This window comes from Streptomyces sp. DSM 106670, from assembly GCF_055792845.1.
Window position 1 is genome coordinate 5,182,265 of record NZ_CM147704.1, and the last position, 18,572, is coordinate 5,200,836.

16 protein-coding genes and 1 riboswitch are annotated in these 18,572 nt (G+C 72.3%); of the genes, 10 read left to right on the forward strand and 6 right to left on the reverse strand.

The features are described from left to right. Positions 1-129: 129 nt before the first annotated feature. Positions 130-1,881 (forward strand): peptidase, encoded by a 1,752-nt coding sequence (locus tag ACSMXR_RS23090; protein ID WP_473169812.1) that lies wholly within the window; start codon positions 130-132, stop codon positions 1,879-1,881. 381 nt (positions 1,882-2,262) lie between these two features. On the opposite strand, the gene ACSMXR_RS23095 is transcribed toward ACSMXR_RS23090, so the two are convergent. Then, on the reverse strand, positions 2,263-2,565 hold the full coding sequence (locus tag ACSMXR_RS23095) for a chorismate mutase (protein WP_098025327.1): 303 nt from the start codon (positions 2,563-2,565) through the stop codon (positions 2,263-2,265). A gap of 331 nt (positions 2,566-2,896) precedes the next feature. Here ACSMXR_RS23095 and guaA point away from each other — a divergent pair, with 331 nt between their 5' ends. The 5 genes from guaA to ACSMXR_RS23120 all read left to right on the forward strand — a co-directional run bounded on the left by guaA (position 2,897) and on the right by ACSMXR_RS23120 (position 8,261). Continuing rightward, positions 2,897-4,483 carry a glutamine-hydrolyzing GMP synthase gene (gene guaA / locus ACSMXR_RS23100; RefSeq protein ID WP_006126969.1) on the forward strand — a complete coding sequence of 529 codons (1,587 nt, stop codon included), beginning with the start codon at positions 2,897-2,899 and terminating at the stop codon, positions 4,481-4,483. 146 nt (positions 4,484-4,629) lie between these two features. Further along, positions 4,630-5,385, forward strand: a complete 756-nt coding sequence (locus tag ACSMXR_RS23105) for an SAM-dependent methyltransferase (protein ID WP_473169813.1) — start codon at positions 4,630-4,632, stop codon at positions 5,383-5,385. A gap of 91 nt (positions 5,386-5,476) precedes the next feature. Continuing rightward, complete coding sequence (locus ACSMXR_RS23110; protein WP_137232417.1) at positions 5,477-6,265, forward strand: class II aldolase/adducin family protein; 789 nt, start codon at positions 5,477-5,479, stop codon at positions 6,263-6,265. A gap of 113 nt (positions 6,266-6,378) precedes the next feature. Then, entirely contained in the window at positions 6,379-7,647 is a 1,269-nt protein-coding gene (locus tag ACSMXR_RS23115; protein WP_137232416.1) for a hypothetical protein, read from the forward strand. Between the two features lie 104 nt (positions 7,648-7,751). Beyond that, entirely contained in the window at positions 7,752-8,261 is a 510-nt protein-coding gene (locus ACSMXR_RS23120; RefSeq protein ID WP_137232415.1) for a DoxX family protein, read from the forward strand. On the opposite strand, the gene ACSMXR_RS23125 is transcribed toward ACSMXR_RS23120, so the two are convergent. Next, entirely contained in the window at positions 8,168-8,431 is a 264-nt protein-coding gene (locus ACSMXR_RS23125; protein WP_030628728.1) for a hypothetical protein, read from the reverse strand. The two genes, ACSMXR_RS23120 and ACSMXR_RS23125, sit on opposite strands and share 94 nt — an antisense overlap. Further along, entirely contained in the window at positions 8,418-9,767 is a 1,350-nt protein-coding gene (locus ACSMXR_RS23130; protein ID WP_473169814.1) for a PspC domain-containing protein, read from the reverse strand. The genes ACSMXR_RS23125 and ACSMXR_RS23130 overlap by 14 nt, the downstream gene beginning before the upstream one ends. Before the next feature lie 200 nt (positions 9,768-9,967). Here ACSMXR_RS23130 and ACSMXR_RS23135 point away from each other — a divergent pair, with 200 nt between their 5' ends. Further along, positions 9,968-11,254, forward strand: a complete 1,287-nt coding sequence (locus ACSMXR_RS23135; protein WP_473169815.1) for a PspC domain-containing protein — start codon at positions 9,968-9,970, stop codon at positions 11,252-11,254. After that, on the forward strand, positions 11,251-11,946 hold the full coding sequence (locus ACSMXR_RS23140; RefSeq protein ID WP_137232412.1) for a LuxR C-terminal-related transcriptional regulator: 696 nt from the start codon (positions 11,251-11,253) through the stop codon (positions 11,944-11,946). Before ACSMXR_RS23135 ends, ACSMXR_RS23140 begins: the two co-directional genes overlap by 4 nt. 21 nt (positions 11,947-11,967) lie before the next feature. Here ACSMXR_RS23140 and ACSMXR_RS23145 read toward each other — a convergent pair whose 3' ends face one another. After that, positions 11,968-12,735, reverse strand: coding sequence for a GNAT family N-acetyltransferase (locus ACSMXR_RS23145; protein WP_473169816.1), 768 nt, complete (start codon positions 12,733-12,735; stop codon positions 11,968-11,970). A gap of 41 nt (positions 12,736-12,776) precedes the next feature. After that, positions 12,777-13,856 carry a C40 family peptidase gene (locus ACSMXR_RS23150; RefSeq protein ID WP_473169817.1) on the reverse strand — a complete coding sequence of 360 codons (1,080 nt, stop codon included), beginning with the start codon at positions 13,854-13,856 and terminating at the stop codon, positions 12,777-12,779. A 225-nt stretch (positions 13,857-14,081) separates the two neighbouring features. Between ACSMXR_RS23150 and ACSMXR_RS23155 the strand changes: the two genes are divergently transcribed. Continuing rightward, a complete protein-coding gene (locus ACSMXR_RS23155; RefSeq protein WP_473169818.1) occupies positions 14,082-14,435 on the forward strand; it encodes a hypothetical protein in 354 nt (117 codons plus the stop codon). A gap of 74 nt (positions 14,436-14,509) precedes the next feature. Here ACSMXR_RS23155 and ACSMXR_RS23160 read toward each other — a convergent pair whose 3' ends face one another. After that, positions 14,510-15,706, reverse strand: a complete 1,197-nt coding sequence (locus ACSMXR_RS23160; protein WP_218525034.1) for a C40 family peptidase — start codon at positions 15,704-15,706, stop codon at positions 14,510-14,512. Continuing rightward, positions 15,705-15,871, reverse strand: a riboswitch (cyclic di-AMP (ydaO/yuaA leader). It overlaps the preceding gene by 2 nt. A gap of 257 nt (positions 15,872-16,128) precedes the next feature. Between ACSMXR_RS23160 and pcrA the strand changes: the two genes are divergently transcribed. Further along, complete coding sequence (gene pcrA, locus ACSMXR_RS23165; protein WP_381852141.1) at positions 16,129-18,567, forward strand: DNA helicase PcrA; 2,439 nt, start codon at positions 16,129-16,131, stop codon at positions 18,565-18,567. The last annotated feature ends 5 nt before the right edge of the window (positions 18,568-18,572 follow it).

Consider the following 18,572-nt stretch of genomic DNA (forward strand, 5'->3'; position numbering starts at 1 on the left):
GGCGTCCGTGACCGTACCCAATCCGTGATCTTGGGGAGGGCAACTGTTCGGGGAGCTGCGCGGTCGAACCCGTACCGCGACATCTGTCACAGCAGCCACACAGCTCCAGCCGAGTCCCCGAGGTCACCGATGACACGCTGTTCCCCGCGAACCGTGCTGCACCGCGCAGCCGGCTCGCTCGCCGCCGCAGGCCTGCTGGCCGCCGCCTCGCTCACCGGGGCGGCCGCCCCGGCGCAGGCCGCCGAACTCCCGGCGCTCGTCCTCGGCGGCCCCGCCGAGACCGCCCTGTACCCGTACCCGGAGAGCGGTGCGCCGCCGCAGTCCACGGTCGGCTTCACCGTCAACAACCCGGGCGGGGACGAGAAGGACGACGAGTACGAGACCGAGTTCACCGTCACCTTCGACCTCAGCGGCATCGCGGGCGTCGCCGACACGGAGGTGAAGGACACCTCGGACTGCAAGATCACCGGCACGAAGGCGGTCTGCAAGGACTACGGCATCTGGGCCGGCCTCCGGGGCATCGACGACCTCCTCCTCTCCGCCGCCGAGGGCAGTGAGGTGGGCGACTCCGGCACGATCACGGTGACCGGACAGTCGAAGGGCGCGACCTTCACCCCGTTCACCACCAAGGTCACCATCGGCGGCCCCGACCTCATCATGGAACAGCTGCCCTTCAAGGAGCAGACGAACCCGGGCGACAAGCAGCAGGCCCCGATCACCTTCACCAACCGGGGCACCCGCGCCGCCGACGGCGTCCTCCTCAACCTGGTGTACTCCCGCGGCCTCGACATCCCCGAGCGCTACTCCAACTGCGAGTACACCGAGGACGACCCGGCCTCCCGCGGCATCGGCTGGACCACCGCCCTCTGCTCGGTCGAGGGCTCCTTCGAGGTGGGCGAGACGTACACCCTGGCGACCCCGCTGACCATCGAGGTCACCGACCGCGCCTACTACGACATGTTCGTCTACGGCATCCACGAGGACGGCGCCGCCCAGCGCGCCGCCCAGCGCGCGGGCGCCCCCTTCGAGCGCGGCTCCGGCAGCGTGCTGAAGGCGGTCCCGGCGAAGGCGAAGAAGAGCGCGCCCGCCGCCCGGGGCGGGGACCTCGACCCCTGGGACAACGAGCACGAGGCCGACTTCCGTACGAAGAACACGGCCGACTTCGTGGCGTACGGCGACAAGGTGGCCGGGGCCGAGGGCTCCACGGTCAAGGCCGAGATCGGCTTCCGCAACGAGGGACCGGCCTGGATCGGCTACATCCGTTCCGGCGAGGCCGTCGCCACCCTCGACTTCACCGTCCCGCAGGGCGCGACCGTCACCGCGAAGCCGGACCTCTGCCGCGCGGTGACCGCCGACGGCGGCCATCTGGAGGACCAGAAGAGCCCCGCGCCGCGCTACACCTGCACCACCACCCCCATCGTGAAGGACGGCGGCGGCCTCGACCTGCCGTTCGAGCTGCGGATCGACAAGGGCATGGTCGGTGCGGCGGGCGCGGTCACTGTCCGCAGCCCCTGGCTCGTGAACCCGAAGCTGCCGTTCGACCCGGAGACCGACAACAACACGGCGTACCTGATCCTGAACGGTGAGGGCGACGGCTCCGACTCCGGCGGTGCGACGGTCGGCGGCGACGGCGGCTCCGGCGAGCCGTCCACCCCGCCGACCTCCGCCCCGGACCCGGCGGAGAGCCCGTCCACTCCCGGCCCCTCGGCCTCCACCACGTCCGGTGGCGGCGCTGCGGGTACGACGGGTGGCTCCGGCGGCGGCCTGGCCTCGACGGGATCGGTCGCGCTGATCGCCTCGGGCACGGCGGCCGCGGCGCTGGCGGCGGGCCTGCTGCTGTTCACGGCGGCACGGCGACGGTCCGGCGCGCAGCACATCTGACGCCCGACCGACGAAGAGCGACACGGAGGGGGCGGAGGAGGGAACAGGCCTCCGCCGATACGTTCCGATGCGGCCGGCCCGGGCGTCCCCGGGCCCGGCCGCATATGGGGTGACCGGGCTGCTGTCCCCTGCGGACCGGTCACTTACGCCGGGTCGTGGTCCCACGACGCACCTGCAGTACGTCACACTTCCCGGCGGAGCCACGCGTGGTTTCCTACCGATGCCGCCCCTGGTTGGCACGGACATCAGGACCAACGAAGGCACCGCGCCCCCGGTCACGCGCCGTACGGGTGAGACGGGGTCCGAACGCAGATACGTCCCCTGTCCGGCAAGCGGAGAACCGTTCCCGCGGAGGGTCTTTCCGGAGGTCTTGCCGGGGCCTCACACCCGGCCGCGGCACAGCTCCAGGAGCGTCATCGCCAGCGCGGTGCCCGGCTTGCCCAGCGCGTCCCTGTAGTGGCCGAGCACGGCCGTCTCGCGGGAGAGGTTGACCCGGCGGCCGCCGGAGGTGATCCGGGCCTGCTGGATCACCGCCGAGACGGCCATCCGTTCCTGGACGAGGCCGATGATCCGGTCGTCGAGGGCGTCGATGCGCTCGCGGGCGCCGCCGATCAGGGCCGCGGCCTCGTCGGTGTGGGCGCCGGTGGCCGTGGTGGTGTCCGTGGCGGTGGTGGTGCTGCTCATGATGGTGACTCCTGATGGTCGGAGGCCACCCGGGGTGAACGGGCCCGGATACGCAGAACGCCCCGGGCCTGATGGCCCGGGGCGCCTGGAACGTTGCTTGTCAGTAGCTCAAGCAGCACGACCATGGCAGCCGGCGGGCCGGATGCCATAGGTAAAGACGAAGATCGTGTGCTGACGCATGGGCACAGTATGGCCCCGCTCCGGCGGCCCCGACAAAACGGCGCCCGGATCCTGAGACGCGGAGCCCCGCGCCCGGCCCGGCGGAGGGTGTGCGCACGGCCGGTAGAATCGGAAGAACCGACCCCCTTCACCACCGCCGGAAGGCCGCCCCGTGCCAGCAGCACCCCCCGCCGCCCCCGACGCCACGGCCGACGTGGTCCTCGTCGTCGACTTCGGCGCGCAGTACGCCCAGCTCATCGCCCGCCGCGTCCGTGAGGCCCGGGTCTACAGCGAGATCGTCCCGTCCACCATGCCGGTGGCGGAGATGCTGGCCAAGAACCCGCGCGCGATCATCCTGTCCGGCGGCCCCTCGTCGGTGTACGCGGAGGGCGCGCCGTCCCTGGACCGCTCGCTCTTCGAGGCCGGGGTGCCCGTCTTCGGCATGTGCTACGGCTTCCAGCTGATGGCCACCACGCTCGGCGGCACGGTCGACGACAACGGGGCCCGTGAGTACGGCCGTACCCCGCTGCACGTCACCAAGGCGGGCTCGACGCTCTTCGAGGGCACGCCCACCGAGCAGCCGGTGTGGATGTCGCACGGCGACGCCTGCTCGGCCGCGCCCGAGGGCTTCACCGTGACCGCGTCCACCGACGTCGTGCCGGTCGCCGCCTTCGAGAACGACGAGAAGAAGCTCTACGGCGTCCAGTACCACCCCGAGGTCCTGCACTCCACCCACGGCCAGCAGGTCCTGGAGCACTTCCTCTACCGCGGCGCGGGCATCGAGCCGAACTGGACCACCACCAACGTGGTCGAGGAGCAGGTCGCCCTCATCCGCGAGCAGGTCGGCGACAAGCGCGCCATCTGCGGCCTCTCCGGCGGCGTGGACTCCGCGGTCGCCGCGGCCCTCGTCCAGAAGGCCATCGGCTCCCAGCTCACCTGCGTGTACGTCGACCACGGCCTGATGCGCAAGGGCGAGACCGAGCAGGTCGAGAAGGACTTCGTCGCCGCGACCGGCGCGAAGCTGAAGGTGGTCGACGCCGAGAAGCGCTTCCTCGACGCGCTGGCCGGGGTCTCCGACCCCGAGCAGAAGCGGAAGATCATCGGCCGCGAGTTCATCCGCGTCTTCGAGCAGGCCCAGCTGGAGATCCTCCAGGAGGAGGGCCCCGAGGTCGCCTTCCTCGTCCAGGGCACGCTCTACCCGGACGTGGTGGAGTCCGGCGGCGGCACCGGCACCGCCAACATCAAGTCCCACCACAACGTGGGCGGCCTCCCCGACGACATCGAGTTCCAGCTCGTCGAGCCGCTGCGCCAGCTGTTCAAGGACGAGGTCCGCATGGTCGGCCAGGAGCTGGGCCTCCCCGAGGAGATCGTCCAGCGCCAGCCGTTCCCCGGCCCCGGCCTCGGCATCCGCATCGTCGGCGAGGTCACCAAGGACCGCCTGGACCTGCTCCGCGAGGCCGACGCCATCGCCCGCGAGGAGCTGACGGCGGCCGGCCTGGACCGCGACATCTGGCAGTGCCCGGTGGTCCTCCTCGCCGACGTCCGCTCGGTCGGCGTCCAGGGCGACGGCCGCACCTACGGCCACCCGATCGTGCTGCGCCCGGTCTCCTCCGAGGACGCCATGACCGCCGACTGGTCGCGCCTGCCGTACGAGACGCTGGCGAAGATCTCCACCCGCATCACCAACGAGGTCGCCGACGTCAACCGCGTCGTCCTCGACGTGACGAGCAAGCCGCCGGGGACCATCGAGTGGGAGTGACCCTCCCCGGGCTCGGCTGAGCCCCGGAGCCCCCCAGGCCAACGCCGATGCCGTCGCCCGTTCCGTCCGGGCGGCGGCGTCGTCGTATCCGGGCCGGGCCCGAATCCGGTGGCACGGCCCCCGGCTCCATGGAATGCTCGCTCCCCATGTCCGCCGAAGAAGTCCGCGCCATCATCTCCGCCCCCGGAAACGACCGCCTCACCTGGAACACCCCGCTCTCCGAGGAACACGCCGCCCGGCTGATCACCGCCTGCGACCCCGCTCCCGGTTCCCGGATCGTCGACCTCGGATCCGGCTGGGGCGAACTGCTGATGCGGCTTGTCGAGTCCGCGCCCGGCTCCACCGGGGACGCCGTCGAGACCGACCCGGACGCCGTGGCGCGCGGGCGGAAGCTCGCCGAGGAGCGGGGGCTCGGCGGCCGGGTGCGGTTCCACGGGACGCCGGCGGCCGAGTGGACCGAGGACGGCTACGACCTCGCCGTCTCCATCGGCTCCTCGCACGCCTGGCCCGGCACCACCCGTGAAGCCCTCACCGCGCTGGCCGCCACCGTGCGCCCCGGCGGGCGGGTCCTGTTCGGCGAGGGCGTCTGGCTCAAGGAGCCGACCCCGGCCGCGCTGGAGGGCATCGGGGCCGGGCCCGGGGACTTCGGCTCGCTGCTGGAGCTGATCCGGCTGGCGGAGTCCGTCGGGCTGCACGCGCTCCAGGTCACCGTCGCCGACGAGCGCGAATGGGACCTCTTCGAGTCCGAGGGCCCGATCGGACGCGGGCAGCGCTGGGCGCTGGCCAACCCGGACCATCCGCTGCACGCCGAGGTGACGGCCGAGATCGACGCCCGCCGCACCGGCTACTACGGCGGCTACCGCTCGTACCTCACCCTCGCCTACCTGGTGCTCGGCACCTGACCTGCGCCCGGAGGACGTCCCGCCTCTGGTCACCTGGCCCACCCGGCGGTAACTTCCGGTCCCGTACGCCCTGGGAACCCGAGGAGCCGCCATGTCCGAGCCGGTCGCCGTGCCCGCCCCCGCCCCGATCCCCGTCGACCAGCTCCAGTTCGCGATGCCGCCCGTGCACGCGTCCCCGGACGAGGAACGCGCGCACCGCAGGGAGCGACTGGCGGGCGCGCTGCGGCTGTTCGGGCAGCTCGGGTACGAGGACGGCGTCTCCGGGCACATCACCGTGCGCGACCCCGAGCTGGCGGACTGCTTCTGGGTCAACCCGTTCGGCGCGCCGTTCGCCGACATCGCCCCGCAGGACCTGATCCTCGTCAACGGCGACGGCCAGGTGGTCCGGGGCCGCTTCCACGTCAACCAGGCCGCGTTCGCGGTGCACGCGGCGGTGCACCGGGCCCGGCCGGACACCGTGGCCGTCGCCCACACCCACTCCGTCCATGGGCGGGCGCTCTCCGCGCTCGGGGAGCCGATCGAGCCGATCACCCAGGAATCCTGTGCCTTTTACGAGGACCATGCGCTGTACGACGCCTACTCCGGGGTCGTCGTGGACGAGGAGGAGGGCCGGCGCATCGCCGCCGCGCTCGGGCCGCACAAGGCGGTGATCCTGCGCAACCACGGGCTGCTGACCGTCGGCGGCTCGGTGGACGCGGCGGCCTGGTGGTTCCTCACGATGGAGCGCGCCTGCCAGGTCCAGCTGCTGGCGCGGGCCGCCGGGAAGCCCGTGCTCATCTCGCACCGGGACGCCGTCACCACCCGCGACCACCTCGGCAGCGACCTGGTGGCCTGGATCAACTACCAGCCCCTGTGGCAGCGGATCGTTCGAACGTTCTGACGACACCCGCCCCCGGGCCGCCCCGATGCACGGTCCGGCCGCCCGGTACGGCACAATTCGCGGATATCGCAAGTGAGTTGGCTGTACCGGGGCGGGAAAGGGCGTAATCCTCCGTGGCGTTGGACGAAGCAAGGACGAGCGGCACGCACGGCGGCGGCTGTACCTGCGGCGACTGCCCGCACGGAGCCCGTCGCGGACACCGGCGCGCGGTCGCCGCGTTCCTGGCCAAACGCGACGAACTGGCGGCCGGCAACGGGCTGCCCGCCGCCGTCGCCCAGTCCCCGTCCGCCTCCCGGCAGTGGGTCTCCGACGAGCTGACCGGATCCGCCCGTACCGTCGCCGAACGGGCCCGGGAGGCCGGTGACGCCTGGCTGCACCAGGTGTGGCGGGGCACGCTGTTCGCCGTCTGGGGCGCGGCCGGGGCGCTCCTCGTCGGGGCGAGCCTCACCGCGATCGGGGCCGGCTGGTCCACCGCTCGTACCGCCGGGCTGATCGCCGCCCTCGTCACCGCCGGGCTGCTCACCGCCGCCGCCCGGCTCCACCGCGCCCGGGGCGGCCTCCTCGCCCCGCTGATCGGTGAGGACAACCGGCTCTCCACCTCCCGGACGGTCGCCGCCGCCTGGGTGCTGCTCGCCGTCTTCGCCGTCCTCGTCCTCGCGCTGCAACTGGCCGGGGCCTCCGACCCGGACGACCGGGACGCGCTGATCGAGGGGCTCGACCTGGTGCGCTCCGCCGGGGTCGTGGCCGTGCTGGCGCTGGTGTGCGCGGTCGCCGTCGTCGTGCGCCGCGTGGTGACCGTACGGGTGCTGAACCAGCGGCTCCAGAAGCTGCGCGCGGACCGGCCGCGCGCCGCCGACCTGCTCACCGACGACTCGGGGCGCGGCTCCTTCACCGATGTGCAGTACGTGCTGGTCAGCGCCGTCGCCGTACTGTTCGCGGCGGTCCGCCTGGCCCGCCGCCCCGAGCAGCTGCCCGACCTGCCGTGGGGGCTCGCGCTGCTGGTGGCGGTCTCGGCCGCGACCTACTTCGCCGGGAAGTACGCGGAGGGCGGCCGGCCCGTCGTGCTCTCCGTCGTGCGGGCCCGGGAGGCCGGGGACCTGGACGGCGCGATCCGGACCGGCGACGACATCGAGATCCGGGGCGCGGGCTTCGTACCGCCCGGCGCGGGCGGCCCCGACCGGCTGGCCCGGCTCGTCGTACGGATAGGGACCGTCCATGTGCACGTCCCGCTGGTCCCGGTCGCCGGCGGCTTCGCCAACCCGACCGACACCGTCCTCACCGTGCCCGTCCCGGTCGAGGTCGAGCCGGGCACCGTGGACGTCCAAGTCGTCACCGCCGCCGGGGTCGAGACCAACCGCTGCCCGATCGACGTGACGGACTGACACCCGTCTTTCTTCCGCCGATCGCCCCGCGGCCCTGGTGAGCAGCGCCCCGAAGGCGTACGTATGGTCGAGGTGACGGGACTTCGGGAAGTAGGGCAGTGGTGATGAACGGTTATGGCGGCGGTTCGTACGGTCTGGGCGAGCGCAGGACGCTGCGGGAGCAGGCGGGCGCCTACGCCCTGCTGCCGCTGCGGATCTTCCTCGGCGTCACCTTCGTCTACGCGGGCCTCGACAAGCTCACCGACAGCGGGTTCCTGTCCGCGACCGGCACCGGATCCATCGGCGAGATGATGCGCGGAGTGCGCGACTCCTCCGCGATCCCCGCCCTCGTCGACCTGGCGCTCAAGAGCCCCGAGGGCTTCGGATACGCCATCGCGATCGGCGAACTCCTCGTCGGCCTCGGCACCCTCGTCGGCCTCTGGGCCCGGCTCGCTGCGCTTGGCGGCGCACTGATCTCGCTGAGCCTCTGGCTGACCGTGAGCTGGCAGGCCACCCCGTACTACTACGGCAACGACCTGCCCTATCTGATGGCGTGGCTGCCGCTGGTGCTCGCGGGCGCCACCGTGTTCTCCGCCGACGCCTTCCTCGCCTCGCGCCGCCGCCGGAGCATGTAGGCGGCCCAGGTCACCGTCGCGGCCAGCCACAGCCCGCCGAGGAACAGCGGAAGGAAGAACGTCCACGGGACCTCCCAGGCCCCGGCGGCGTCGGCCGCGTACCCGCCGGCCAGACCCAGCATCGCCAGGCCCGCCACCGCGCGGCCGGGCCGGAATTCATGACGCAGCACGGGTGACCTCCACCTGTCCGATGCCGACTTCCAGTTCCAGTTCGATCGTGCCGGCGGGTTTCGTGCCCTCGGGAGGCTTCAGCGTGCGGATGAACTCCAGGTCGTTGCCCATCGTGATGGCCTCGCGGGGTCCCCGGTCCAGCCGGATGTCCCCGAGACCCGCCTCGGCGCGCACCTTCACCGTCACGTTCGCCGGGACGACGACGGCCGCCCGGCCCGCCGCCACGTCGAGCCCCGTGCGCACGGTCTCGCCCTTGGGCACCTTCAGACCGGACAGGTCCAGCCGGGCGTCGCCCGTACGCAGCTCGTAGTGCGGCTCGACGGCGGCCACCGAGGCGGGCCGCCACTCCTGACGGTCCCACGAGGTGTCGATGTCCTTCGGCACCGCCGCGGCGCCCGCCAGCAGACCCGCCGTGATCATCGCCATCAGGACCGTGCCGAAGCCGGTCCGGCCCAGCACCGAGGCGATCAGCAGACCGAGCCCGAACACCGCGAGGGCGGCGACCAGACCGATCTGGAGCGCGGTGCCCAGCGGCTGGTGCTCCCAGCTCAGCCCGGTGCCGAGCCCGCCCGCCACCAGCGCCGTCAGGAAGACCGGGCCGCCGATGGAGCGCGGCCCGCGCGGAGCGGGCGACGGCCGGGGTGTACGGAACGGGGCGTCCGGCGTGGGCCGCCCGGCCTTCACATCGGCGCGCGCGGCATCGGCGTCCGCGTCCGGCGGCCCCCACAGATAGCCGGAGCCGACCGGCCCCGTGGTCCCGTCCTTGACGATCGGGTCCCGCCACCACGACGGGCCGCCGGGCGTCGGCGGGGCCTTCACCTCCGGCGGCGGTGTGCCGAGCCCGCCGGCGTGCGCGGGTCCGGGCGGGGAAGCCGGTGCGCCGGGCGGGGCGGCCGGGTCCTCCGGGGCGGCCGTCCGCCGGGACTGCGTCCATACGGAGAACCCGACGACCGCCAGCGTCAGCAACGCGGCGAACGCCAGCATGCCCCGGTTGTGCAGCATCGACAGGAAGAGACCGCAGCCGATCAGCGCCAGCAGCAGCGCCACCAGGGACGCCCCGTCGACCCGCCCCGACAGCAGCTTGCGCGCCTCGTTCTCGTCGTCGCCGTCCGCGGGCAGTAGCAGCCAGGCGAAGCCGTAGAAGATCAGACCGATGCCCCCGGTCGCCGACAGCACGCCGAGCACGATCCGGAAGATCACCGGGTCCACGTCGCAGTACCGGCCGAGTCCGCCGCACACCCCGGCGACGACCTTCTGTCGCGGGGTGCGCCGCAGCGTCGGCTTCGGCGCTTCGGGGGGCGCGACGCCGGGAGCGGCGTTGGAGGGAGCGGTCATGCCTCCATGGTGACGGGCCGGACCGCCCGCCGGGACCCGCGCCGACCCTGGACGGTCCCTGATATTGCCCGCGCCCGCCCCGGAAGGGCCGTCCACGACGGCCGTACAGCGCTGTTCCGCCTTGCCCCTACACGTAATCAGGGTCGCCTCCGGGGCCGACCCTGATGCCGCCCCGCGTCCGCGCGTGTGACGATCGGGGTATGCCAGCCGCCACCGCCCGAGCCGCCAGCTCCCTCGCCGCCGACCCGGAGGAGCCGCCGCTGCGCAAGCTCTACCGCAGCGCCGACGGCCGGCTCCTCGGCGGCGTCGCGCGCGGGCTCGCCGGGCACCTCGGGCTGCCGGTCGCCTGGGTGCGGTTCCTCTTCCTCGGGCTGTTCCTCACCGACGGCCTCGGCGCGGTGCTCTACGCGGTGTTCTGGATCGTCGTCCCGCTCGGCGTCGGGGGCGTCGACGCCCCGCGCTCGGTGTTCGAGACATCGACGGACGGCCGCCGCAAACTCCGTAAACCGGACAAGGGTCAGGTCTTCGCCCTGGTCGCCCTGACCGTCGGGGCCATCGCGTTCGTCGTCAACGTCGACATGGGCAGCGACGCCGACCGCTACATCTGGCCCACCCTGCTGATCGGCGCGGGCTCCGTCCTGGTCTGGCGGCAGGCGGACAACGCCCGCCGCGCCCGCTGGATGGAGACCGGCCGCAACCGCAAGCTGCTGCACCTGGCCCGCGGCCTCGCCGGAGTGGCCCTCGTCGGCCTCGGTCTCGCCGTGTTCCTGGTGGTGCGCGGATCGGCCGCCCAGCTCGGCAACGTCCTCACCGCGGCCATCGCCGTCCTCACCGGCATCGCCCTGCTCGCCGGCCCCTACCTCGTGCGGATGACCCAGGACCTCTCCGAGGAGCGCCTGATGCGCATCCGCGCCCAGGAGCGGGCCGAGGTCGCCGCCCACGTCCACGACTCCGTGCTGCACACCCTCACCCTGATCCAGCGCAACGCGGACGACGGCGGCGAGGTCAGACGCCTCGCCCGCGCCCAGGAACGCGAGCTGCGCAACTGGCTCTACAACCCCGAGGGCACCGGCAAGGACGAGGACGACGAGCCGGAGACCCTGGCCGAGGCGGTCAAACGGGCCGCCGCCGAGGTCGAGGACAAGCACGGCGTGCCCCTGGAGGTCGTCGTGGTCGGCGACTGCCCCCTCGACGACAAGCTGACCGCACAGATGCAGGCCGCGCGCGAGGCGATGGTGAACGCCGCCAAGTACGGTGGCGAGGGCGGCGCCGTGCAGGTCTTCGCGGAGGTCGAGGGCACCACGGTCTTCGTCTCCGTACGGGACCGGGGTCCGGGGTTCGACCTGGACGAGGTTCCCGGGGACCGCATGGGCGTACGAGAATCAATCATCGGCCGGATGCAGCGCAACGGCGGCAGCGCCCGGCTGCGTTCGGTGCCCGGCGGGGGCACCGAGGTCGAGCTGGAGATGGAGAGGGCGAGCGAATGACCGAGAACACCGAAGCCACCGGGGGCCCGGAGCGACGGGTACGGGTCGTGCTCGTCGACGACCACCGGATGTTCCGCACCGGGGTGCAGGCCGAGATCGGCCGCACCGAGGAGACCGGCGTCGAGGTGGTCGGCGAGGCCGCCGACGTCGACCAGGCGGTCACCGTCATCACGGCGACCCGCCCCGAGGTCGTCCTCCTCGACGTCCACCTCCCGGGCGGCGGCGGCGTCGAGGTGCTCCGCCGCTGCGCCCCCATGATGGGCACGGCCGAGAACCCGGTCCGCTTCCTCGCGCTGTCCGTCTCGGACGCCGCGGAGGACGTCATCGGCGTCATCCGGGGCGGTGCGCGCGGCTACGTCACCAAGACGATCACCGGCACCGACCTGGTCGACTCGATCTTCCGGGTCCAGGAGGGCGACGCGGTCTTCTCGCCCCGCCTGGCCGGCTTCGTCCTGGACGCCTTCGCCTCCACGGACGCCCCGCCGGTCGACGAGGACCTGGACCGGCTCACCCAGCGCGAGCGCGAGGTGCTGCGGCTGATCGCGCGCGGCTACGCGTACAAGGAGATCGCCAAGCAGCTGTTCATCTCGGTGAAGACGGTCGAGTCCCACGTCTCGGCGGTGCTGCGGAAGCTCCAGCTCTCCAACCGGCACGAGCTGACCCGGTGGGCCACGGCACGACGGCTGGTCTGAGCCGACCGTCGTTGCCGTCGTTCAGGCCCCGCCCGGCTCCAGCGAGATGTTGACCTTCTCGCCGATCCGGCGGTAGCCGATGCTCGCGTAGATCCTCTCGACGTCGGGGCCGCCCGGCTCCAGCCAGACGGTCCGGCAGCCCTGGCCGAGGGCCCTGTCCGTCAGCCAGGCGGAGAGCGCGGCGCCGACGCCCCGGCGGCGGAAGGGGGCGGCGACGGCGAGGCCGGCCAGTTCGCTGAGGCCGTCGACCGCGACCGAGCAGCCCCCGGCCCCGGCCGGGGCGCCGTCGAGGACGGCCAGGGCGGCGACCCCGTCGCCGGTGGCCGCCGCACGCAGCCAGTCGGTCATGCCCGGCTCGGGCTCGCCCTCACCGCCGAAGCCCCGGTGCTGGACGCGGGCGGCGTCGGTGAATTCCGCTTCGGTGGAGGGCACGGTGATGCGGAGGCCGTCGACCGGTTTCGGCGTCCGGAGGTCCCCGTGGCCGCAGGCCAGCAGCGGGGCCCGGTTCTCCACGGTGAAACCGGCGGCGAGCAGGGCCGGTTCGACCGCCGGGGCCCAGGCGGGCAGGAACTCCAGGCGGGGGAGCCGTTCGTGCTCCCGGAACGCGTCGACCAGGGCCGCCACGTCGTCCGCCGTGGGTTCCGCTTCCCGGTCGGGGATCGCGTAGTTGGCGTACTTCAGCTCCCAGTCCGGGTTGTGCCGGACGGTGAACGGGCCCACCCGGTAGTGGTCGGGGGAGCGCAGCGTGAGCGTACGGGCGTAGTCCTGGACGGCGTTCGCCATCGTCATACGGGAGTTCCTTCGGCGGGAGGTGAGGTCGGCGCCGGGGACTATGCCACCCGGGTCGCTCCGGCGAAAGGCATGTGGTCGATGGGCGCGATGCGGACCGGTGCTCCGGGGCGCGGGGCGTGGATCATCTGGCCGCCGCCGATGTAGAGGCCGACATGGCTGATCCCGGAGTAGAAGAACACCAGGTCGCCGGGGGCCAGTTGGGAGCGCGGGATGCGCTGTCCGGCGTTGATCTGGGTGTAGGTGGTGCGGGGCAGGCTGACGCCCGCCGCCTTCCAGGCCGCCTGGGTCAGGCCCGAGCAGTCGAAGGCGTTGGGGCCCGTCGCGCCCCAGACGTACGGCTTGCCGATCGCCCCGTGGGCGAAGGCGATGGCCTGCCCGGCGCGGGAGCCGGGAGCGGCGACCGGGCCGCTGCGGGCGGTGGAGCGGTCGGCGTGGGCCGGGCCGCCGCCGTGCCGGGCGTCGGCGGAGCGTTCGTAGGCGGCGCGCTCGTCGGCGGTCAGGGTGTCCAGCAGCCTGCGGGCGTCGGCCAGCTTGGTGCGGATCGCGGTGCGGTGTTCGCGCAGCTCGGTGCGGCGGGCGGCGAGGCGCTCGGTCTCCCGGTCGGCGGCGGCCTTGACGCGGGTGATCTGGGAGACCTGCCGCTTGATGTTCCGCAGCAGACCGCTCTGGCGGTCGCCCGCCCGGTCGAGGTAGGAGGCGCGCTGCAGATAGGCGTCGGGGTCGGAGGAGAGCGCCAGTTGCAGGGCCGGGTCCAGGGTGCCGCCGCGGTACTGCGCGGTGGCCAGCGAACCCAGGGCGTTGCGGGTGGTGTTGAGGCGGTCGGTGCGGCGGGCGGCCTCGTCGGTCAGGGCCTCGACCTCGCGGGTGGCGGCGGCCGCCTTCTCCTTCGCCCCGTTGTACTTCTCGGTGGCGACCTCGGCGTCGTGGTAGAGCCGGTCGACCTTCGCCCTGACCTGGTCGGCGGTGGGGGCCGGTTCGGCGGGGGTCGCGCCGGCCCCGGTGACCGAGCCCGCGGTGGCGGCTCCGGCGAGCGCCAGGGTGGCGGCGGTGCGGGCAGCAGGGCCGGTGAACGGGCGCTGCTTGGGTTTTCGGTGGGCTGACCTGCGGTGCGCTGCCACGGGGGCGGCATCCTTCCTGTCGGCTGGCCGCCGGGGGATACCGGCGGGTCCGTGAAGGACGCTAATCCGGGCGCGGAGAAAAGAGTCGCCATGACAGCTATTGCCCTGATGTGACGTTTCGCCGGTCACTCATGATCGAAGTGATCGGGGAGGGCGTGCCCCCCTGACGAGGAAGGCTTGCCTCACTGAAAGGTAAAACCTTGGCCATGGCTAGGCTCCCGAGCCATGGACGTACTCATCAATGTCTTCGTCGGCCTGCACATCATCGGCATCGCCTCCCTGCTGGGCGGCTTCCTGACGCAGATGAAGGCCATGGGGTCGGGGACCGCCCGGTTCACCCCCGCGATGCTGCACGGCGCGCTGACCATGCTGGTCACCGGCATGGCACTGGTCGGCCTCAACCAGGCCGACGACCAGACCGTGAACAACGTCAAGATCGGCATCAAGCTGGCGCTGCTGGTCGTGATCCTCGCCCTGGTCTACGTCAAGCGCGACGAGGAGAAGGTCGACAAGGGCGCGTTCATCGCGGTCGGCGCCCTCACGACCGTCAACATCTTCATCGCCACGGTCTGGACCTGAGGCCGGACCACCGGACCTGAGGCCGAACCACGGCCTTCCGGGGGCGGCCGCTCACCGGCCGCCCCCGCCCTGTGTCACGCCGGGCGCACGCTCCCGTAGATCGGCATGTAGTAGATCGACTCCTCGCGCACGTTCGCACCCGGCTTCGGGGCGTGGATCATCATCCCGTCGCCCTTGTAGATGCCCACGTGGCTGATGTCGTCGTAGAAGAAGACCAGGTCACCCGGCTGCAGGTCGGACGTGGCGACCCGGGTCCCGACCTTCACCTGGTCCCAGGTGGTCCGGGGCAGGGTCACACCCGCCTCCCGCCACGCCGCCTGCGTCAGCCCCGAGCAGTCGTAGCTGGAGGGGCCCGTCGCGCCCCAGACGTACGGCTTCCCGATCTGGGCGCGGGCGAAGGCCAGCACCTTCTCCGCCTTGGCGGCGTAACCGCTGCCCGTACCGGAGCCGGAACCCGAACCCGTGCCCGTACCGGAGCCGGAGCCCGTGCCCGAACCGCCGCCCGACTCCTTCGCGGCCTCCTCGCGAGCCTTCTCCTCCGCCTCGGCCCTCTCCTTCGCCTCGGCGGCCTGACGGGCGGCCAGCTTCGCCGCCTTCTCCTTGGCCTCGGCCTCCTTCTTGCGCTCCAGCTCCGCCAGCCGCGCCTTCTCCTCGGCGGTCAGCCGGGACAGCAGGCCGCGGGCCTCGGTGAGCTTGGTCTGCACGTCCTTCTTGCTGGAGGCGAGCGTGGCCTGCGTCTCGGTCAGCGTCTCCAGGCTCTTCACCGCCTCCGCGCGCTTCTTCGCCGCCGAGGCCTGCTGCGTACGGAAATCGGTGACGGCCTTCTGCTGCCGCTCCGTCGCCCGGTCCATCAGCCGGCTCTGGTCGAAGTACCCCTGCGGGTCGTCCGCCAGGAAGAACGTCGCCGTGGGCGCGATGCCGCCGCTGCGGTACTGGGCCGCCGCGTAGGAGCCCAGCGCGCGGCGCGCCTCGTTGATCTTCTCGGTCCGCTTCGCCACGTCCGCGAGCAGCGTGTCGACCTTCTTCTGCTGCGTGGCGGAGGCGGCCTTGGCCCGGTTGTACTCCTGGGTCGCGGTGCCCGCCTGCCGGTACAGGGCGTCGACCTTCTTCTGCACTTCCTCGATGGCGGGCTTCGGCTCCGCGGGCGCGGCCGTGGCGCTCTGCGTGGAGAGCAACGTCACGGAGGCCAGCGCGGCCGTCGTCAGCCCGACGGCGGGAGTGGTGGTGCGCACCTTCGTGCGCGGCTTGCGATGCGATGCCAAGACCGGCATCTCCTTCCGTGGACCGCCTACCGGGTTAGCTGTCGGGTTCGGACGGAACGGAAGGCTGTCCTACGGTCCGGATGCGAGGTCACGGACCGATTCACCCCGGTTCTGCGTGTGGGTCCCCGGTTCCGAACTGCCTGGAGGGCAGGACGGATTCGGCAGAGGTGTCCGTTAGGCGCGGTTCGCCTCAGGGAGGTACGGATCACCTGACCGAGCACGCTAGCCAACCCGTGGCACCGCTGGGAAGCACGATGAGCGATATGCCCGATACATTTTCGTGACCTTTTCGGATCGAGGGCTCCGCACCCCCTCCGACCGGGCACTTCTTCACGGAACGTGGACGTCCGCTCTCCGTGCGTAGGACCGGGGTCACCGCTTCCGGGCTTCGGCGGAAGGTTGTCAGTCCGGCCGCCTAGACTCGGTAGGCGATGAGCAGCCTCTTTGACGACAGTTTCCTGACCGGCCTCCAGCCCGCGGAGGACGGCCCCCCGCCGCCCCCCGAGGACCACGCGCCCGAAGCGGTGCCGGAGGGACTCTTCGAGGGCGTCTACGACGCGCCCCCGCCGCCCCGGGACGGGTACTACCGGGACGGTCACCCGCGCCCGGTGCTCGACTCCGCCGCGCTGCTCGACGGGCTGAACACCGAGCAGCGCGCCGCCGTCGTGCACGCCGGATCCCCGCTGCTCATCGTCGCCGGGGCCGGCTCCGGCAAAACCCGGGTGCTCACCCACCGCATCGCCCATCTGCTGGCCGAGCGCGGCACGCACCCCGGGCAGATCCTCGCGATCACCTTCACCAACAAGGCCGCGGGCGAGATGAAGGAGCGCGTCGAGCAGCTGGTGGGCCCGCGCGCCAACGCCATGTGGGTCATGACCTTCCACAGCGCGTGCGTCCGCATCCTGCGCCGCGAGTCGAAGAAGCTCGGCTTCACCTCGTCGTTCTCGATCTACGACGCCGCCGACTCCAAGCGGCTGATGGCCCTGGTCTGCCGCGACCTCGACCTGGACCCCAAGCGCTACCCGCCGAAGTCCTTCACCGCCAAGGTCTCCAACCTCAAGAACGAGCTCATCGACGAGGAGACCTTCGCCGGACAGGCAGCCGACGGCTTCGAGAAGACCCTGGCCCAGGCGTACGCGCTCTACCAGGCCCGCCTGCGCGAGGCCAACGCCCTGGACTTCGACGACATCATCATGACGACGGTCCACCTCCTCCAGGCCTTCCCGGACGTGGCCGAGCACTACCGCCGCCGCTTCCGGCACGTCCTCGTCGACGAGTACCAGGACACCAACCACGCCCAGTACACGCTGGTCCGTGAGCTGGTCGGCCCGGCCGGGGAGAACGACGCGCCCGCCGAGCTGTGCGTGGTCGGTGACGCGGACCAGTCGATCTACGCCTTCCGGGGCGCGACCATCCGCAACATCCTCCAGTTCGAGGAGGACTACCCCAGCGCCACGACGATCCTGCTGGAGCAGAACTACCGCTCCACGCAGACGATCCTCTCCGCCGCCAACGCCGTCATCGAGCGCAACGAGAGCCGCCGCCCGAAGAACCTCTGGACCAACGCCGGCTCCGGCGCCCGCATCACCGGCTATGTCGCCGACACCGAGCACGACGAGGCGCAGTTCGTCGCCGACGAGATCGACCGGCTCACCGACGCGGGCGACGCCAAGGCGGGCGATGTCGCCGTCTTCTACCGCACCAACGCCCAGTCCCGTGTCTTCGAAGAGATCTTCATCCGCGTCGGCCTGCCCTACAAGGTCGTCGGCGGCGTGCGCTTCTACGAGCGCAAGGAGGTCCGGGACGTCCTGGCCTACCTCCGGGTCCTCGCCAACCCCGAGGACACCGTCCCGCTCCGCCGTATCCTCAACGTTCCCAAGCGCGGCATCGGCGACCGCGCCGAGGCGATGATCGACGCCCTGTCGATGCGCGAGAAGATCTCCTTCCCGCAGGCGCTGCGCCGCGTCGACGAGGCGTACGGCATGGCCGCCCGTTCCTCCAACGCCGTCAAGCGCTTCAACACGCTGATGGAGGAGCTGCGCACGATCGTCGAGTCCGGCGCCGGACCCGCCGTCGTGCTGGAAGCCGTCCTGGAGCGCACGGGCTATCTCGCCGAGCTCCAGAGCTCCACGGACCCGCAGGACGAGACCCGTATCGAGAACCTCCAGGAACTCGCCGCCGTCGCCCTCGAATTCGAGCAGGAGCGCGGCGAGGAGGAGGGCGCGGGCACGCTCGCGGAGTTCCTGGAGAAGGTCGCGCTCGTCGCCGACTCCGACCAGATCCCCGACGAGGACGAGGACGGCTCCGGCGTCATCACGCTGATGACCCTGCACACCGCGAAGGGCCTGGAGTTCCCGGTCGTCTTCCTCACCGGCCTGGAGGACGGCGTCTTCCCGCACATGCGGGCCCTCGGCCAGACCAAGGAGCTGGAGGAGGAGCGCCGCCTCGCGTACGTCGGCATCACCCGCGCCCGCGAACGGCTCTATCTGACCCGGGCGGCGATGCGCAGCGCCTGGGGCCAGCCCTCGTACAACCCGCCCTCGCGGTTCCTGGAGGAGATCCCGGAACAGCACCTGGACTGGAAGCGCAAGGGCCCGATGGCCGCCCCCGCCGGACCGACCTCCGGCATCACGTCCTCGCTCTCCTCCTCCCGCGCCCGCACCGGCCCCTCGGGCTTCGCGACCCGGCGCTCCTCGGAGAAGCCGACGGTCACCCTGGTGGCCGGGGACCGGGTCACGCACGACCAGTTCGGGCTCGGCACGGTGACGGCCGTCGAGGGCTTCGGCGACCAGGCCAAGGCGACGGTCGACTTCGGCGACGAGCGCCCGAAGAAGCTGCTGCTGCGGTACGCGCCGGTCGAGAAGCTGTAGACGGG

Excerpts from the sequence above, each read along its gene's own strand:
- ACSMXR_RS23145 (WP_473169816.1), bottom strand. The coding sequence starts at position 12,735 with ATGACGATGGCGAACGCCGTCCAGGACTACGCCCGTACGCTCACGCTG.
- ACSMXR_RS23130 (WP_473169814.1), bottom strand. The coding sequence starts at position 9,767 with ATGACCGCTCCCTCCAACGCCGCTCCCGGCGTCGCGCCCCCCGAAGCG.
- ACSMXR_RS23120 (WP_137232415.1), top strand. The coding sequence starts at position 7,752 with ATGAACGGTTATGGCGGCGGTTCGTACGGTCTGGGCGAGCGCAGGACG.
- ACSMXR_RS23135 (WP_473169815.1), top strand. The coding sequence starts at position 9,968 with ATGCCAGCCGCCACCGCCCGAGCCGCCAGCTCCCTCGCCGCCGACCCG.
- ACSMXR_RS23155 (WP_473169818.1), top strand. The coding sequence starts at position 14,082 with ATGGACGTACTCATCAATGTCTTCGTCGGCCTGCACATCATCGGCATC.
- ACSMXR_RS23110 (WP_137232417.1), top strand. The coding sequence starts at position 5,477 with ATGTCCGAGCCGGTCGCCGTGCCCGCCCCCGCCCCGATCCCCGTCGAC.
- ACSMXR_RS23105 (WP_473169813.1), top strand. The coding sequence starts at position 4,630 with ATGTCCGCCGAAGAAGTCCGCGCCATCATCTCCGCCCCCGGAAACGAC.
- ACSMXR_RS23090 (WP_473169812.1), top strand. The coding sequence starts at position 130 with ATGACACGCTGTTCCCCGCGAACCGTGCTGCACCGCGCAGCCGGCTCG.
- ACSMXR_RS23140 (WP_137232412.1), top strand. The coding sequence starts at position 11,251 with ATGACCGAGAACACCGAAGCCACCGGGGGCCCGGAGCGACGGGTACGG.
- pcrA (WP_381852141.1), top strand. The coding sequence starts at position 16,129 with ATGAGCAGCCTCTTTGACGACAGTTTCCTGACCGGCCTCCAGCCCGCG.
- ACSMXR_RS23095 (WP_098025327.1), bottom strand. The coding sequence starts at position 2,565 with ATGAGCAGCACCACCACCGCCACGGACACCACCACGGCCACCGGCGCC.
- ACSMXR_RS23160 (WP_218525034.1), bottom strand. The coding sequence starts at position 15,706 with ATGCCGGTCTTGGCATCGCATCGCAAGCCGCGCACGAAGGTGCGCACC.